The sequence below is a fragment of the Rhodoferax sp. TS-BS-61-7 genome (assembly GCF_002943465.1).
In the GTDB taxonomy this organism is placed as follows: domain Bacteria; phylum Pseudomonadota; class Gammaproteobacteria; order Burkholderiales; family Burkholderiaceae_C; genus Allorhodoferax.
Genome location: NZ_PTQY01000001.1, coordinates 158,423 through 172,629 on the forward strand (window position 1 = coordinate 158,423; position 14,207 = coordinate 172,629).

At 67.2% G+C, this 14,207-nt stretch carries 14 protein-coding genes; 7 read left to right on the forward strand and 7 right to left on the reverse strand.

The window, feature by feature from the left end; all coding sequences use genetic code 11:
• Nucleotides 1-61 precede the first annotated feature (61 nt).
• From pyrF to tsaB, 4 genes are read right to left on the reverse strand one after another with little or no spacing between them, the layout of a single operon-like run.
• A complete protein-coding gene (pyrF, locus tag C5F53_RS00715; protein WP_105259430.1) occupies nucleotides 62-901 on the reverse strand; it encodes an orotidine-5'-phosphate decarboxylase in 840 nt (279 codons plus the stop codon).
• Nucleotides 902-907: 6 nt separating this feature from the next.
• Nucleotides 908-1,759: a uracil-DNA glycosylase gene (locus tag C5F53_RS00720; RefSeq protein ID WP_105259431.1), complete on the reverse strand. Its 852-nt coding sequence runs from the start codon at nucleotides 1,757-1,759 to the stop codon at nucleotides 908-910.
• Between the two features lie 16 nt (nucleotides 1,760-1,775).
• Nucleotides 1,776-2,264: a ribosomal protein S18-alanine N-acetyltransferase gene (gene rimI, locus C5F53_RS00725; RefSeq protein ID WP_105259432.1), complete on the reverse strand. Its 489-nt coding sequence runs from the start codon at nucleotides 2,262-2,264 to the stop codon at nucleotides 1,776-1,778.
• On the reverse strand, nucleotides 2,261-3,004 hold the full coding sequence (gene tsaB / locus C5F53_RS00730; RefSeq protein ID WP_105259433.1) for a tRNA (adenosine(37)-N6)-threonylcarbamoyltransferase complex dimerization subunit type 1 TsaB: 744 nt from the start codon (nucleotides 3,002-3,004) through the stop codon (nucleotides 2,261-2,263). Before tsaB ends, rimI begins: the two co-directional genes overlap by 4 nt.
• A gap of 152 nt (nucleotides 3,005-3,156) precedes the next feature.
• Here tsaB and dacB point away from each other — a divergent pair, with 152 nt between their 5' ends.
• From dacB to C5F53_RS00765, 7 genes are all read left to right on the forward strand, one after another.
• Nucleotides 3,157-4,614: a D-alanyl-D-alanine carboxypeptidase/D-alanyl-D-alanine-endopeptidase gene (dacB, locus tag C5F53_RS00735; RefSeq protein ID WP_105259434.1), complete on the forward strand. Its 1,458-nt coding sequence runs from the start codon at nucleotides 3,157-3,159 to the stop codon at nucleotides 4,612-4,614.
• Between the two features lie 65 nt (nucleotides 4,615-4,679).
• Nucleotides 4,680-5,504: a substrate-binding domain-containing protein gene (locus C5F53_RS00740; RefSeq protein WP_161499859.1), complete on the forward strand. Its 825-nt coding sequence runs from the start codon at nucleotides 4,680-4,682 to the stop codon at nucleotides 5,502-5,504.
• Nucleotides 5,505-5,506: 2 nt separating this feature from the next.
• Entirely contained in the window at nucleotides 5,507-6,343 is an 837-nt protein-coding gene (locus C5F53_RS00745) for a phosphate ABC transporter substrate-binding protein (RefSeq protein WP_105259436.1), read from the forward strand.
• A gap of 9 nt (nucleotides 6,344-6,352) precedes the next feature.
• On the forward strand, nucleotides 6,353-7,759 hold the full coding sequence (locus C5F53_RS00750) for a TAXI family TRAP transporter solute-binding subunit (RefSeq protein WP_105259437.1): 1,407 nt from the start codon (nucleotides 6,353-6,355) through the stop codon (nucleotides 7,757-7,759).
• Nucleotides 7,725-8,450, forward strand: a complete 726-nt coding sequence (locus C5F53_RS00755; protein ID WP_105259438.1) for a hypothetical protein — start codon at nucleotides 7,725-7,727, stop codon at nucleotides 8,448-8,450. The genes C5F53_RS00750 and C5F53_RS00755 overlap by 35 nt, the downstream gene beginning before the upstream one ends.
• Complete coding sequence (locus tag C5F53_RS00760) at nucleotides 8,447-10,330, forward strand: SLC13 family permease (RefSeq protein ID WP_146097259.1); 1,884 nt, start codon at nucleotides 8,447-8,449, stop codon at nucleotides 10,328-10,330. Before C5F53_RS00755 ends, C5F53_RS00760 begins: the two co-directional genes overlap by 4 nt.
• On the forward strand, nucleotides 10,327-11,361 hold the full coding sequence (locus tag C5F53_RS00765; RefSeq protein ID WP_105259440.1) for an ABC transporter substrate-binding protein: 1,035 nt from the start codon (nucleotides 10,327-10,329) through the stop codon (nucleotides 11,359-11,361). Before C5F53_RS00760 ends, C5F53_RS00765 begins: the two co-directional genes overlap by 4 nt.
• A 44-nt stretch (nucleotides 11,362-11,405) precedes the next feature.
• Here C5F53_RS00765 and C5F53_RS00770 read toward each other — a convergent pair whose 3' ends face one another.
• Genes C5F53_RS00770 through purE form a run of 3 tightly spaced genes read right to left on the reverse strand, consistent with a single transcriptional unit; the run spans nucleotide 11,406 to nucleotide 14,176 of the window.
• Nucleotides 11,406-12,467 (reverse strand): L-threonylcarbamoyladenylate synthase, encoded by a 1,062-nt coding sequence (locus C5F53_RS00770; protein ID WP_105259441.1) that lies wholly within the window; start codon nucleotides 12,465-12,467, stop codon nucleotides 11,406-11,408.
• Nucleotides 12,468-12,478: 11 nt separating this feature from the next.
• Entirely contained in the window at nucleotides 12,479-13,672 is a 1,194-nt protein-coding gene (locus C5F53_RS00775) for a 5-(carboxyamino)imidazole ribonucleotide synthase (RefSeq protein ID WP_236635159.1), read from the reverse strand.
• Nucleotides 13,673-14,176, reverse strand: coding sequence for a 5-(carboxyamino)imidazole ribonucleotide mutase (purE, locus tag C5F53_RS00780; protein WP_105259442.1), 504 nt, complete (start codon nucleotides 14,174-14,176; stop codon nucleotides 13,673-13,675).
• Nucleotides 14,177-14,207 lie beyond the last annotated feature (31 nt).

Consider the following 14,207-nt stretch of genomic DNA (forward strand, 5'->3'; position numbering starts at 1 on the left):
AGTACTGCCCAGCGTTCTTACAAACAATTACCGGTGCCGGAGACAGCCGGTCACCCAGCGCCTAACGAGTGGCAGCCTGCAGCAGATCGCGCGTGCGCAGGGCCTCCTGGCGGGCCGCCGCGGCAAAGTCGGGCCCTGCCGACGCGTACAGGATGGCGCGCGAGGAGTTCACGATGATGGGCCCGGTGGTCTGCCCATCGGCGCTGCGCCAGCCGGCCTTGACCGTGGCCACCGCGTCCCCACCCTGCGCGCCCACACCAGGAATCAGCAGCGGCAGCGTGGGTGCCAGCGCGCGCACACGTTCAATTTCTGCAGGGTAGGTGGCGCCCACCACCAGGCCCAACTGGCCGTTCAGGTTCCAGGGGCCTTGGGCCAAGGCAGCAATGTGCTCGTACAGACGTGGCTGGCCCGGCAGGTCCAGCAGGCGCTGGGGCTGGAAGTCATCGCCGCCGGGGTTGGAGGTGCGGCACAGCAGGAAGGCGCCCTTGCCGTGGTACTTCAGGTACGGCGCCACCGAGTCAAAGCCCATGAAGGGGGAGAGGGTGACGGCGTCGGCACCGTAGCGCTCAAAGGCCTCTTTGGCGTACTGCTCGGCGGTGCTGCCAATATCGCCACGTTTCGCGTCCAGGATGATGGGCACCTGGGGCGCCGTACGGCGCATGTGCTCCATCAGCTTTTCCAGCTGGTCCTCTGCGCGGTGCGCCGCAAAGTAGGCAATCTGCGGCTTGAAGGAATTCACCAGGTCGGCCGTGGCATCGACGATGGCGGCACAAAAGTCGTAAATTTTTCTGGCGTCGCCCTGCAGGTGCGCCGGGAACCGGGTGGGTTCGGGGTCCAGGCCCACGCACAACAAGGAACCGTTTTGGCGCTCGGCGGTGCGCAACTGGTCTAGAAAGGTCATGGGGCGCTATTTTACGGAGGCATCCCGCACGTCCATGGCCAGGCACAGGTCGGCCCAGGCTTTGGCCTTGTCGGCGCTGTTACGCAACAGCATTTTGGGGTGGTAGGTCACGATGACCGGAATGCCCTGGTACTGGTAGACCGTGCCGCGCAGCTTGCCCAGTGGCTGGGTGGCCAGGGCTCCGTGTTCGGCGAGCAGGGTCTGGATGGCAAAACGGCCCACGGCCAAGATAACTTTGGGCTGCACCAGCGTTATTTCGCGCTGCAGGTACTGGGCGCATTGCGCCAGGTCGGCCGCCTGCGGAATCTGCCCGTGCGGGGGGCGGCACTTCACCACATGGGTGGCGTAGGCGGCCGTGGCGCCTTGCGCATCTGCGCTGCGGCTGGCGCCCACGGCCTTGAGCATGTTGTCCAACAACAGGCCCGGGCTTTCCACAAAGGCCTGCGCAGCGCGGTCTTCGTCTTCCTCGGGCGGGTCGCCCACCACCATCCAGTCGCGCTGGCCGGGGGCCGGCTGCAAAGTGGCGCTCTTGCGGCCAGCGCACAGGCCACAGGCCTGGCAGCTGGCGGCGGTGTCGGCCAGGGCCTCCCAGTCCAGCGCACCCAGGTCCAGCGGTGTGCCAGCCGCGCGGGCCACCACGGCAGGCGGGCGCGCCACCGGTACGGCGCGCACCGGGGCCGGCGTGGGCGCGGCAGGGGCAGCCGGCGCCACCGTAGCGGCCGGCTGGGCTACCACAGGCGGGGCGGCGGGCACGGCCACCGAGGGCGGCTCGGTCTCAAACACGGTACCGGGCAACCAGACGCGCACGCCCATCTCCAGCAGCATGGCGCGTTGGCGCTCGTCAAGGGTCAGGGCCATGGGTGGGAGGATCTCGTCAAGGGTACAGGGGCAGGCTCATGACCACCGCGTCTTCGCGTTGGCCATTGCCGGCAGGGTAATAGGCTTTGCGCTGGCCCACGCGGCGGTAGCCGTACTGCTCATACACATGCAGGGCACGCACATTGCTCACGCGCGCCTCCAGCCACAGCCACTGCACGCCCTGGCCGCGCGCCCACACGGCCAGCGCATCCAGCATGACACGGGCCCAACCCTGGCCTTGAAATTCGGGCGCCACGGTGATGTTGAGCAGGTGCACCTCGTCCACGCCTTTCATGGCCACAAAGTAACCCAGCACATAACCATCGGCCATAAGCATCTGGGCCTGGTAACCACTGTGCAGCGCGTCCAGAAAATTGGCGTGGCTCCAGGGGTGGGCGTAGGCACGTTGCTCCACGCGCAGGACCTCGTCCAGCCGGTCGGCCAGCAGTGGCTCAAACGCGGCTTCGGAGGCCTGGGAAAACGTGGCCATGGGCTGCGTGTTCATGCAAGGGCGCCGGCGGCAGCCGCTTTCTCGGCCATGCGCTCGGCCGTGGTTTTGGCCACCTTGTCGCGGATGTAGCTGGGCATGGCGTGGGCCGCGTCCACCGCCAGCCCTGCGGCCAGCAGGGCGGGGGCCAAGCGCAGCATGGCCGCGGCCGTAGGCAAGGCCGGCACCACCGTGCCGCCTTGCAGCACCGCAGGGTCCAGGCGCTCGGCGTAGACGGCAAACACATTGCCGGCCAGCAACAGCGGGCCCAGGTTGGCATCAGCATCGGGCAAGCGCAGCGCTTCGGGACGCAGCAATTGGCTGGGCTGCAGCACCCGCCACTGCCCGTTGGCGTAGGCGTAGTGCGCGGCGTACATCTCGTCCATACGGGCATCCAGCAGTGCCAGCACCTGCAGCGCCGGCGCCGGCGCCTCGGCCGCCGCCGACTGGCGGGCATCTTCTGCCACGGCCAGCAGCGAATCCACCGGCAACACTGGCACGTTGGCGCCAAAGGCCAGCCCCTGCACCACCGAGCAAGCGGTGCGCAAACCCGTGAACGAACCCGGCCCGGCACCAAAGGCCATCGCGTCCAATGCGGCCATGGGCAGGCCCGCCTGGGCCAGCAGGTCCAGCACGCCTGCAATCAGGTCCGTGGACGCGCGCGCGCCACCCGCCCCGGCGTACTGCCACACGGTGGTTTCACGGCCCACGGCAATGGACAGGTGTTCGGTTCCAGAATCAATCGCCAGCAAGTTCATAGTTTTAAGTCAAATTGACCTCTAGCACCCGTAGATACTGCGCAAGCAGCTCCTGTTTTAGGAGCAATCTCGGACCACAAGGTGCAGAGCGGGTGCCACAAGAGGCCAGCGAGGCGTGCACTGATTATCGGGGCTGCCCGGATAATCCGGCGATGCCCTTGCCCACCCGAATTCTTCTGCGCAGCCTGACCACCGGTCTGTTGGCCTGCCTCTCTGCCACCGCACAACCCCTGCCCCCCGACGTGGACGCCGCCCTGGCCCGTGCCAAGGTGCCGCGCGATGCGGTGGCCTTTCTGGTCGTGGACGCGCAAAACCCTGCTGCCGCGCCACGCTTGGCCCACCGCACGGGCGCGCCCATGAACCCGGCCTCGGTCATGAAGTTAGTCACCACCTACGCCGCGCTGGACCTGCTCAGCCCGGCCTACCAGTGGAATACGCCGGTCTACACCGAAGGCAGCGTCAGCAACGGCGTGCTGCACGGCAACCTCTATATCAAGGGCCAGGGCGATCCCAAGCTGGTGCTGGAGCGCCTGTGGCTGCTGCTGCGCCGCGTGCAGGGTCTGGGCATCAAAACCATTGCAGGCGACATCGTGTTGGACCGTAGCGCCTTCGCCCTGCCCGAGGTGGACCCCGCCCAGTTCGACGGTGAGCCGCTGCGCCCCTACAACGCGGCGCCCGATGCGCTGCTAATCAACTTCAAGTCGGTGGTGATGACCTTCACACCCGACCGCGCAGCCCAAGTGGCCCAGGTGCAGTACGACCCGCCGCTGGCCGGCGTAGCCCTGCCCGCCACCGTGCCCTTGAGCCCCGGCGACTGCGGCGACTACCGCGGCATGCTCAAGGCCGACTTTGCCGACCCGCTGCGCATTCGTTTCCTGGGCAGCTACCCGGCCAGCTGCGGCGAGAAGGTGTGGCCCGTGGCCTATGCCGACCCCAAAACCTACGCCCAGCGCGCGGTGCTGGGCCTGTGGGACACCCTGGGCGGCAAACTGCAGGGCAGCGTGCGGCTGGGGTCTGTACCCGCCGCGCTAGCTGCCGGCAAGCCTGCATTTACCAGCAGCTCGGCCCCGCTGAGCGAGGTGATCCGCGACATCAACAAGTTCAGCAACAACGTGATGGCGCAGCAAGTCTTTCTGACCCTGGGCCGTGCGGCCTACGCCCCCACACCCGCCAGCCCTACCGAACCGCTGGAACTGCCCACCGGCAGCTTGGGCGCCAGCCGCGCCGTGGTGCAGCGCTGGTGGCGCGAGCGACTGGGCAGCGAAGAAGCCCCGGTGCTGGACAACGGCTCTGGCCTCTCGCGCCAGGAGCGCATCACGGCGCAGGCGCTGGGCCGTATGTTGCAACACGCCTATGTGTCGCCGGTGATGTCGGAGCTGATGTCCTCGCTGCCGATCTCGGGCGTAGACGGCACGCTGCGCCGCGTAAAGGGCAGCAGCAGCGCCCACCTGAAGACCGGCAGCCTGAGCAATGTGGTGGCGCGGGCCGGGTATGTGCTGGCGGCCAGCGGCAAGCGCTATGTGCTGGTGGCCGTCATCAACCACGCCAATGCCAACGAGGCCCGCCCCGCCGTGGACGCGCTGGTGGAGTGGGCCGGGCGTGACCAATAAGAGGCGGGAAAAGCACGGCGCGGTGCTATGCTGCAGCGCTGCATTCCCCACCTGAGGCCCCGCCCTTGAACCGTCTCGCACTGCGCCTGCTGTTTGCACTGCTGCTCACGCCGTGGCTGGCCTGCGCAGGCGCGCAGGCTGCGGGCGCGATCCGGGTCGTGGGCTCCACCACCTTTCTCGCGTTTGTGCAGCATGTGGCCGAAGACTACATGGCGCAAACCCCGGACGCCACCGTGGTGGTCAACGCCGGGGGTTCCAGCCGCGGTTACAAGGCCGTGCTGGACGGCACGGCCGACGTGGCCATCGTCAGCGGCAAACTGCCCGACGAGCTGCAGCGCGAATTTGCCCGCCGCAACATTGTGCTGAGCCAGAAAACCGTGGGCTACCGCGCCCTGGTGGCTGCGGTGCACCCCAGCAACCCGATCCGCAACCTCAGCCATGCCGAACTCAGCGCGGTGTTCAGCGGCCAGATCAGCTCCTGGAAGACCCTGGGCGTGCCCCAGGGCAAAGCGATCCAGCTGCTGATTGGCCCGCCCGGCGGCGGCCTCACCGACATCTGGAAGAGCGAAGCACTGATCGACGGCGCCACCTTCTCGGCCAAGGCCCAGGTGCGCAGTGCGGCCCAGCGCGCCGCCATGGTGGCCAAAAACCCCGACGCCATCACCTACCTGGCCATGAATGAAGATATTCCCGGCCTGGCCTACCTGTCCATCAACGGTGTGCCCCCCACGGCGCGCCAGGTGGCCAACGGCACCTACCCGCTGCGCAGCCAGCTGACCCTGGTCAGCCGCGTGGGCAGTGGCAAAGCAGTCGAGGCTTTTTTGCGCCACTTCGAGAAACCGCAGCCCTACTGGGTTCTCGATGGCCTGATGTTTGCCAACCCCAACTGACCATGCGCCTGCAACGCCGCCTCCTGCTCACCTCCCTCGGCACCCTGGGCATTGCCGCCAGTGCCACCGGCTGGTGGTGGCTGCACCAGCGGCCACACGCGGCACTGCGTGCCTCGCTGCTGGTGGCCGGCGCCAACGCCATGCTGGACCTGAACCGGGCCTTGGCCACTGAGTTCGCGCGCACCCGCCCTATGGTGGACGTGGCGGTGGAACAAGGCGGCTCTCTGGCCGGGCTGATTGCGGTGCAGCGCGGTGCCATCGACGTGGCCGCCATGTCACGCGAACTCAGCGAGGCCGAAGACAGCCCGCGCACGCGCAGCTATCTGGTGGCCAAAAACGACATCGCGATTGCCGTGCACCCGCAGTCCCCCTTGCGCAACCTGTCGGCCGAGCAGGTGCGGGCCATCTTCAGGGGCGAGATCACCGAGTGGCAGGCCGTGGGCGGACCAGCGGCGACCATCCGCGTGGTCTCCCGCGCGCCAGGCTCCAGCTCGCGCCAGTTTTTGCAAGAGCTGGTGCTGCAGGGTGAAGACTTCACGCTGCAGGCCCTGGAAGTGGGCAGTGCCAAAGACATGGCCAAGGAAATTGCCGCCGACCCGCTGGCGATTGGCTATGTGGCGCTGAAAGACCGCGACGCCACCCCCCTGACCTACCTGTCGATTGACGGCGTACCGGCCACCCGCACCACGGTGCTCTCGGCCCGCTACCGCTTCACACAACCGCTGTACCTGGTGGTGTATGGGGACGTAGGCCCCACCGCACAGGCCTTCATCGACTTTGCACTGGGTGCGGAAGGCCAGGCCATCGTGGCCAGCCAGCACCTGTTCCCCGTGGCATAGGGCAGCAGCATGGCCAAAGACGCAGAAGCAATACTGATGGACGTGCTGGGGCGCGTGCAGCGCCACCACGGCCTGCGCAAGGCGCTGGCCGGACTGGTGCTGCTCACGCTGCTGGGCATTGCCGGGCACTTTGTGTTCGAGATCCTGCCGCGCACCTACCACCTCAAAATTTCAGGTGGCGACCTGCTCAGCAACCGCCACTTTCTGGCGCGCAGCCTGCAAAGTGAGGCCACGGATCACGGTGTCTCGTTGCAAGTCATCCCGGCCCAGGGCAGCCAGGAGGCGCTGGCGCTGCTGGACCAGGGCCAGCTGGACCTGGCCTTTGTGCAGGGCGGGCTGGACGCCGAATACGCCAACGTGACCCATGTGGCCACGGTGGCGACCGAGCTGCTGCACTTTTTGGTACGCCCCGGCATCCAGGACATCACCGACCTGCGCGGCAAACGTGTGAACCTGGGCAGCAAAAAAGGTGGCACCCGCGTCATTGCCAAGCAGGTGCTGGACTTTTCGGGCTTGGTCGAAGGTGTGGACTATGTGGAAAGCAACCTGAGCTCCGAAGAGCTGGTGGCCCTGCCCGAACGCAAGATGCCCGAGGCGATTGTGGTGACGTCCTTCGCCCCGTCCGACGTGGCCGACTATCTGGTCAAACAAAAGGGGTACCAGCTGCTAGAGATTCCCTTCCCCCGCTCGCTCTCCTTGCGCCTGGGCTGGGTGGCCGATAGCCAGATCTCGGCCTATATGTACAAGGTCAAGCCGGCGGTGCCGGCCAAGGACATTCGCACCATCGGCGTCAACCTGCACCTGGTGGCCCACAAGGACACCGACCCGCGTGCCGTTTTCAAGGTGCTGGAGACGCTGTACAGCCCGGCCATGGGTGCACGCCTGCGCATGGCCATCGACGAGAGCCGCATCACCGTGCCCTCGGGTTACCCCATGGCGCAGGGCACCTCGTTGTACCTGGAGCGCAACAACCCGCTGCTGTCGAGCGCCACGCTGGACAAGATCAAGGCCCTGTTCGGCCTGGTGCTCTCGGTGGCGTCCACGCTGCTGGTGGTAGTGCGCTGGTTCAAGGGCCCCGAGCCCGTGGCGGTAACACCACCTAACGACGACGCACGTTTTGCCGGTTACTTGCAGCAGTTGATTGCACTGGAGGCCCAGCACGACGCCTGGCTGGCCACCCCCGAGCGCAGCACCGGCCGACTGGCCGAACTTCAGCTTGCCCTCGCACAGCTGCGCACCGAGGTTCTGGGACTGCTGGACCGCTGCAAAACCAGCAACGCCCAGTTGCCGCAGCAGGTGCTGCAACTGGCCACGGATTTGCGCCACCGTTTGGAGACCCCCGCCCATGCCCTCCTCTTTGTCCCACCTATTGTCCCACCTATTGCCCCACCGCCTGCTGGCCCTGCTGGCGCTTAGTGCGCTGCTGGCCGGTTGCGCCAGCGCCCCCAAAGCCACCGACGCCTGGGGCGTGTACCACGCCGCCATTGCCGATGCCGCGGTGGCCTCCCCCGCCAAGGTGCTGCCGCTGCAAGCCTTGCCGCCGGGCGACACGGTGGAGATGGTGTCCTGGGTCGGCAGCCAGCGCGCGCCCTGCGAAGGTGTGCCCTGCCGCTACACCGTGAGCGGCGACCGCCAGTGGCTCACGCTGGCCGGCGAGGTGCAGGCGCAATGCCGCCAGTGGAAGCTGCAGGGCGACGCGCTGCGCGAACGCCTGGAGCAGCTGCTGGGCCTGCCGCCGCACACCCCACCGCAGTGGCGCAAGGGCCAGTTTGTGGTGATGCAGGTGCCCCGCGCCCAGATCAGCCGCCCCTGCCTGGGCAGCAGCACCGACGCCAACAACACCCCGCGCTGCACCATCACCCCCACCGCCGACGGCGCGCCCGAGCTGCGCAACTTTGTGCTGCGCCAGATGGGCAACGCCTATGTGGCCAATAACCCGGCCGGCCCCGGCTACCCGTTCACCCGCCTGGGCTACACCTACGACTGGCACCCCGAGTCCGCCGCCCGGGGCCACTACGGGGCCTCGGAATTTGTGGTGGACGTGGGCACCACGGCCACCGTGGTCGCGCAGTACAGCACCGACGCCTACTGCGCCGCCGCACCGTGAGCGCAGCGATCCCCCTGGACACGGCGCACAGTGCGTCTGCCATGCAGGCGCTGCTGGACGACCCGCTGCTGGGCCAATGCAGCCACGCCAGCCTGGCGCGCCTGCTGCCCCATGTGCAGCCCTGCCAGTGGGAGGCTGGTTCCACGCTCTACCACGCGGGTGACGCCGCCAGCGCGCTCTACCTGCTCACCCACGGGTCCGTACGCCGCCTGGGTGTGGTGGAGCCCTCCTCCGTGTCCAGCGGACCGCAGCGTTGGGGCGAAGAGGCCGCCGCCGACATGGCGCACTACCTGCACGGCGCCCAAGCCCACAGCGACTGCACCGGCCTGAAGATTCCACGGGCCGCGCTGCAGACGCTGCTGGCCAGCAACCCGCGTCTGCAAGGTGGGCTGCTGGCATCCCTGTCCTGCCACCTGGCGGGCACACCGTTCCAGGGTGGCCCGGTAGTGCGCCCGGCCACGGCCCCCGCAGCCACCAGCCGACGCGCGCTGGTGGGCTGGCTGCTCACCCTGCTGCTGCCGCTGGCGGTGCTGCTGTCGGGTAATCTGCTGCAGTCGCGCTGGGGCCTGGAGCCCCATGCCACCATCTTCCTGGCCATCTTCACCGCCACCGTGTGTATGTGGGTGTTCAGCGGGCTGGACGACTACATTCCCGCACTGTTTGCGCTGATGGCCACGTTGATTGCCGGGCTGGTGCCGGCCTCCGTCATCCTTTCGGGGTTTGGCTCCGACGGTTTTGTGATGGCGCTGAGCATGTTGGCGCTGAGCGCGGTGATTGTCAGTTCGGGCCTGAGTTACCGCTTCATGCTGGCGCTGCTGCTGCGCCTGCCCAACCACCAGGTCGCACACAACCTGGGCGTGTTCCTGACCGGCAGCCTGCTCACGCCGGTCATCCCCACCGCCAACGGCCGCGTGGCCATGCTGGCGCCGTTTTTGTCGGACATGGCGGATGGCCTGCACTTGGCGCGGGGCGGCCCGGCTGCCACGCGGCTGGCGGCCTCGTGTTTTGGCGGCCTGAGCCTGCTGTCCGCCGCGGTGATGACCAGCAAATCGGTCAACCTGGCGGTGTTTGGTCTGCTGCCCGCGCAGGACCAGGACCACTTCCAGTGGCTGACCTGGCTGTTTTGCTCGCTGGTGGTGGTGGCCATGTTGTGCGGGGTGTATGCGGTGGCGGCCGCCCTGTGGTTTCGCAACCGCGAGAACCCGGTGCTGCCCAAGGCACTGATTGCCCAGCAGCTGGAGTTGCTCGGGCCCTTGCGCATGCGCGAGTGGGCCGCCGTGGGGGCGCTGCTGTTTGTGGTGCTGGGCATTGTGTCGAGTTCACTGCACAAAGTGCAACCGCCCTGGCTGGTGATGGCCATGCTGCTGGGCCTGCTGCTGTTTGGCGTGCTGCGCAAAAAAGAGCTGATCGAGCAGGTCGACTGGACCTTTCTGCTCTACCTGGGCGGTGTGAGCGGCATGGTTAGCACGCTGGGTTACCTGGGGCTGGACCAGGTGCTGGGCCAAGGCCTGCCCGCGCTCAGCGACTTGCTGCAGACCCACCTGCAAGGGTTTGTTGCGCTGCTGTTTGTGCTGATCTGCCTGGTGCGCCTGGTGGTGCCCATCAACGCCACCATTGTGGTGTTTGCAGCCATTTTGATGCCGCTGGGCGCCGTGCATGGCGTCAACCCCTGGGTGCTGGGTTTCATGATTCTGCTGTTTGCCGAGACCTGGTTTTTCCCTTACCAGTGTTCGTATTACCTGCAGCTGCGCGCGGTAAACCAGGCGCGCCAGATCTATGACGAGCCCTCGTTTTTACGCTTTAACGCCGTGATGAACCTGGCGCGCCCGGCAGCGGTCTACGCCTCGTTGCCGTTCTGGCAATCGCTGGGCCTGTTATGAAAATCAAGGCCGAAACCTGGGTGATGGGCCTGTTTGTGGTGCTGGCCGTGGCCTACCTGGGCTGGCTCAACATCAGCAAACCGCGCATTCTGGTGCTGCACAGCTACGACCCCGAGTACGCCTGGTCGCGCGATGTCAACGTGGGGCTCAACCGCGTGCTGCGCAACAGCTACCGCTACCAGCTGCGCTGGCACTACATGGACACCAAACGCCACCCGACGGCAGCTTACAAACAGGCCGCCGGCATTGCCGCACGCAATGTGATTGCGGAGATGCGGCCCGATGTGGTGATTGCGCTGGACGACGACGCCCAAAGTTACGCCGCACGTTACCTGGTGAACCAGCCCGGCATCAGCATTGTGTTTGCCGGCGTGAACAACGAGGCCTCGGACTACGGCTACGACAAGGCGACCAACGCCACCGGCATTCTGGAGCGCCTGCCACTGGCCGCCATCCAGGAGGCGCTGGGCCAGGCCCAGGGCCTGAAGGCGCTGCAACGCCCGCTGCGCCTGGCCTACCTGGGCGACGCCTCGCACAGCGTGGAGGGCGACCTCCAACAAATTCGCGGTTTTGCCTGGGGACCGGTGGTGCTGCAGTCCACCACACAGGTCCGCACCTGGCCCGAATGGCAGGCCCAGGTGCGCAGCCTGGCCCCATCGGCCGATGTGCTGCTGCTGACCGGTTACCGCAGCCTGCGCCGCTCCGCCCAGGACCCCAGCTTGGTGAGCCCCCGCGAGGTGGTGACTTGGACCGACGCCAACGCCGGTGTGCCCGTCATTTCGGGCAATGGTTTTTTCACCGAAGACGGGGGCATGCTGGCGGTGGGCACCTCGCCCTACGAACAAGGCGAAGAAGCCGCCCGACGGGCGCTGGACATTGCGGTGCGGGGCACACCTGCGGCGCAGATCCCGATCACCGAGGCCCAGCACTTCATCGTCACCATGAACGCCTCACTCATGCAAACCCATGGTTTTACGCTGCCCCGCATTTACGAGGCTGCCGCCCGCACCGGGGACAAACACCTGCCCTGAGGCCAGCGACCCGCGCAGCGGCGGAGCGTGGGGGCCTTATTTCTTCAGGCCGCAGCGCGGCTCAGGCGGTCGCGCACGCCATCCCACTCCAGCGCCTCGGGCGGGGTTTCCACCCAGATCAGTTTGACGCCCTGGGCGTCCATCTCGCGCAGCTTGGCAAACAGCTCGTGCGCCGCCGGCTGGGCGTGGTTGGGCATGCGGTGGGCCGCCACCAGAGGCGAACGCACATGCAGCGGGCTGCGGTGGTACAGCGCAATGGCGGGACGCGCATCCGCCGGGCTGGCGCCGCTCAGCAGGTCCAGTGCCGCCTGCAGCGCCTTGGCGTCCATCAGGCGCACCGTGGCGCTGGGCGCGTAGTGCGATTCCAACGTCCCAGAGGCCCGTGGCCCAGGCTGGTTCTGCGCCTCCAGCGCCTCTTTCGATAGCAGTTGGCGGCCGCAGGCATCGGCCACCTGGGCCGCGGTGATGGAACCGGGGCGCAGCAACACGGGGGCGCCGCGGGTGCAGTCGATGATGGTGGACTCGATGCCCACTTCACACGGGCCGCCGTCTAGGATCAACAAGTCGTCGCCAAACTCGCTCAGCACATGGGCCGCCGTGGTCGGGCTCACGCGGCCAAACTTGTTGGCGCTGGGCGCGGCAATGCCCCACACCTCGCGCCCACCGTCGGTGGGTTTGCGCAGCGCCGCCAGCAGCGCCTGCGCCACCGCGTGCGCGGGGCAGCGCAGGCCAATGCTGTCCTGCCCGCCCGCCGCAGCCGCGCCCACGCCGTCACGGCGCGGCAGGATCAGCGTGAGCGGGCCGGGCCAGAAGGCCGACATGAGCTGCTGCGCAAAGGCCGGCACCCGTGCGCAGTAGTGCGCCACACCGCCCATGCCGCCGTCAAATGCCGCCACATGCACGATCAGCGGGTGGTCGGCCGGGCGGCCCTTGGCGGTGAAGATTTTGCCCACGGCCGCCGGGTCCGAGGCATCGGCACCGAGGCCGTACACGGTCTCGGTTGGCAAGCCAATCAAGCCTCCAGCCCTTACCACCTCTGCGCAAGCAGCTATGGAATCAGGAGCAAGCTCCACACCATCGGCGAACTGGTAGGCGGACACAATCATGGGCGGGCGGCTCAGAACGCGGCAATGCCGAGGATGCGCGCGGCTTCCAGCGCGGTGGCGCGCACGCCTTCCTCGGTGGCGCCGGTGATGTTGAGGTGGCCCATCTTGCGGCCCTTCTTCGCATCCAGCTTGCCGTACAGGTGCAAATGGGTGCCAGGCAGGGCCAGCACGGCGGCCCAGTCGGGCACACCGCCGTCGGGCCAGATGTCGCCCAGCAGGTTCAGCATGATGGACGGGCTGTGCTGGCGCGGCTGCACCAGCGGCAGGCCCGCCAGCGTGCGCACTTGCAGGTCGAACTGCGAGACATCGCAGGCGTCCATGCTGTAGTGGCCGCTGTTGTGCGGGCGCGGTGCCATCTCGTTCACCACCAGGCCACCCAAGCCAGCAGCCGCCGGGTTGGTCTCGTCCAGCACAAAGAACTCCACACACAACACGCCCACATACTGCACACCATTTGCTATGGATTTTGCAGCAGCTACCGCACGATCTACGAGGGCTAGCGGCAGATTTCCTTCATAAACCTCGGTGACGGCCAAAATGCCCTCACGGTGCAGATTGCGCTGCACCGGCAGGTTCACACAGCGACCATCGGCACCACGCGCGACGATGACGGAGCACTCCAGCGCCAGCGGCAGCATCTTCTCCAGCACGCAGGGCACGCCCTGCAGATCCGCCCAGGCGGCGGCCAGCTCAGCGGGCGTTTTGACGCGCACCTGGCCCTTGCCGTCGTAGCCCATGCGGGCGGTCTTGAGGATGCCGGGCAGCAGGTTCGCATCGACGGCGGCGAGTTGTTCTGCCGTCTCGATCACCGCATACGGTGCGCAGGGCACACCGCATTGCACAAAGTGCGCCTTCTCGGCTGCGCGGTCCTGCGCAATGGCCACGGCAGCGCCACTGGGCGCCACCGGTCGACTCTGCGCCAGCTGGTTCAGGGCCTGGGCCGGCACGTTTTCGAATTCGGTGGTGATGGCGGCCGACACCTCGGCCAGCCGGGCCAGGCCCGCGGGGTCGGTGTAGGCGGTCTGGATGTGGTGGTGGCTGATGCGGCCGGCCGGGCTGTTGGTGTCCGGGTCCAGCACCGCGGTGAAAAAGCCCATTTGCTGGGCCGCGTGGGCAAACATGCGCCCCAGCTGCCCGCCGCCCATGACGCCCAGCGTCATTTCCTTGGCCCCACCCAAACCGGCTGCTGCATGCTCAGAAACCATTTAAACCGCGCTTCCGGTAATCGGCAGCACCATCTTGCGGGCGGCCTCGGTTTGGTCGATGCGGAAGGCGTCCAGCTCCATGCGCAGGTCCGGGTTCTCGTTAGCCAGCAGGGCCACCGCAAACAGGGCCGCATTGGCAGCCCCAGCCGGGCCAATGGCGAAGGTGGCGACCGGGATGCCCTTGGGCATTTGCACAATGCTGTGCAGCGAATCCACACCCGACAGCGCCTTGCTTTGCACCGGCACGCCCAGCACCGGCAGCGTGGTTTTGGCCGCCAACATGCCTGGCAGGTGGGCCGCACCGCCGGCACCGGCGATGATGGCCTTCAGGCCGCGCGCCACGGCCGTTTCGGCGTAGGCAAACATGTCGTCGGGCATGCGGTGGGCAGAAACCACCCGGGCTTCGAAGCGGATGCCAAACTGTTGGAGAATCTGGACTGCGTGTTGCATGGTGTCCCAGTCGGAACTGGACCCCATGACAACGCCGATTTGAATGGTTTTCATAGTGCTGAAAGCGCCTTGCGGAGCGCCAGGT